Raw genomic sequence first — 2,086 nt, 5'->3', positions numbered from 1 at the left:
CGACGCGCGCTGCGAACGGCGCAGGATAGTCGGTCGCGTTGGTTTGCGGGATCGACTCAAGATCGAGTTTCGGCATGGCGTCTCTCCCGCCCCGCGCCCGGCGAGGTCACGCGATTATGTCGCGGTCGGCAGCGCAAGAGAAGCACCATTCAACGGTAAAGCGGGCTACTGCCAATGCGCGTCAGCATGTGCTACGACGTGGGTATGTCCCGCTCGCAACGCCTGCTCGATCTCGTCCAAGTGCTGCGGCGGCACCGCCGTGCGGTAACCGGGGCGGTGCTGGCCGAGGAACTCGGCGTGTCGCTGCGCACGCTGTACCGCGACGTCGAGACGCTGCGCGCACAGGGCGCGCCGATCGATGGCGAAGCAGGCGTCGGCTATGTGCTGCGCCCGGGCTTCATGCTCCCGCCGCTGATGTTTTCGGAGGAAGAGATTGAGGCGCTGGTGCTCGGCTCGCGCTGGGTGTCGGAACGCGCCGACCAGCCGCTCGGCAAGGCGGCGCGCAACGTGCTCGCCAAGATCAATGCGGTGCTGCCCGACGATCTCAAGGCCAATATCGAAGCCTCCGGCCTGCTGATCGGCCCCGGCGATCCGGTTCCGGTCGGCGACCGCAAACTTGCCACGATCCGCCAGGCAATCCGCTCCGAACACCTCATGCAAATTGCCTATGCCGACGAACACGGGGCAACCACGCACCGCACGATCTGGCCGTTCGCGCTCGCCTTTTACGATCGCGTTCGCGTCGTCGTCGGCTGGTGCGAATTGCGCGACGGCTATCGCCATTTCCGCACCGACCGGATCACCGCGCTCTACGTTGCCCCCAAGCGCTACCCGCGCCGTCGCGCCGCCTTGCTCAAGGAATGGCGCGCCGTCGGCGGCAACCCCGATCAATACTGACAAAAACTGACAGTAGCGACCTGTAAACCGATCCGCGTCGCCGCCCCGCCCGCTGGCTGCGCCCGCAGGCACCGCAAAGCCGCTTCCCTTCCGCACCCGGAAACGCGAAAGGGAAGCGGGTTGAGAAGGGGCTGACGTGACCGATCCTGTAGCACTGACCAAGGCGCTTCTGGCGTGCGAGAGCGTGACGCCCGCACAGGGGCCGGTGTTCGACGTGCTGGCGGCGGCGTTGCTGCCACTCGGCTTCACGGTCGATCGCTTCCTTGTCGGCGACGCACCCGACGGGCCGGTCGAGAATTTGCTCGCGACGCGCGCCGGTGTCGGCACGCACCTCGCCTTTGCCGGGCATCTCGATGTCGTGCCGCCGGGCACGGGCTGGACCAACGGCGCCTACACCCCCGTCGAGCGCGGCGGGCTGCTCTACGGGCGTGGCGCGGTCGATATGAAGGGCGCGATCGCGGCGTTCGTGGCCGCGATCCCGCGCGAACCGGGCGCACCGCTCAGCCTGATCATCACCGGCGACGAGGAAGGCCCCGCCACCTTCGGCACCTGCGCGCTGATCGAGCGGATGCGCGCGACCGGCGTCGCGCCCGATCTGTGCCTGGTGGGCGAGCCGACCTCGTCGGCGCGGCTGGGTGACATGATCAAGATCGGGCGGCGCGGCTCGGTCAATCTGTGGATCAGCGTGCCCGGCAAGCAAGGCCATGTCGCCTATCCCCAGCTCGCCGACAATCCGATCCCGCGCCTCGTCGCGATCCTCGCCGAGATCGACGCCATCGTGCTCGACACCGGCAATGCCTGGTTCCAGCCGTCGAACATCGAAGTCACCGACATCACCGTCGGCAACCCAGCGACCAACGTGATCCCGGCGCAAGCGAGCGCGCGGCTGAGCATTCGCTTCAACGACGAGCAGCGCGGGGCGGATTTGGTCGAACGGATCGAAGCATTGGTTCACCGCCACGCCCCCGCCGGCCAGCTGATCGCGCGCATCTCGGGCGAGGCGTTCCTGACCCCGCCGGGTGCCTTCTCGACGCTGATCGGCGCTGCGATCGCAGCGCGCACCGGCATCCGGCCCGAGCTTTCGACCACTGGCGGCACCTCCGACGCGCGCTTCCTCTCGGCATTGTGCCCGACGGTCGAATTCGGCCTGACCAACGCGACGATGCACAAGGTCGACGAAGCGGTGGCG

The 2,086-nt window shown here is 67.9% G+C and carries 2 protein-coding genes; both read left to right on the top strand.

The genetic code is table 11. From position 1 onward, the window contains the following. The first annotated feature begins 204 nt into the window (after window positions 1-204). Entirely contained in the window at window positions 205-897 is a 693-nt protein-coding gene (locus tag ABWP09_RS13175) for a helix-turn-helix transcriptional regulator (protein WP_353205583.1), read from the top strand. Window positions 898-1,033: 136 nt separating this feature from the next. Further along, window positions 1,034-2,086: succinyl-diaminopimelate desuccinylase (gene dapE, locus ABWP09_RS13170; protein ID WP_353205582.1), on the top strand; the 1,053-nt coding region annotated here is incomplete at its 3' end.

The sequence above is a fragment of the Sphingomonas sp. genome (assembly GCF_040398505.1).
Classification (GTDB): domain Bacteria; phylum Pseudomonadota; class Alphaproteobacteria; order Sphingomonadales; family Sphingomonadaceae; genus Sphingomonas.
This window is presented reverse-complemented; position numbering and strand designations above follow the sequence as displayed.

What these genes read in the sequence shown, in the direction of transcription:
- ABWP09_RS13175 (WP_353205583.1), top strand. Translation starts at nt 205, where the DNA reads ATGTCCCGCTCGCAACGCCTGCTCGATCTCGTCCAAGTGCTGCGGCGG.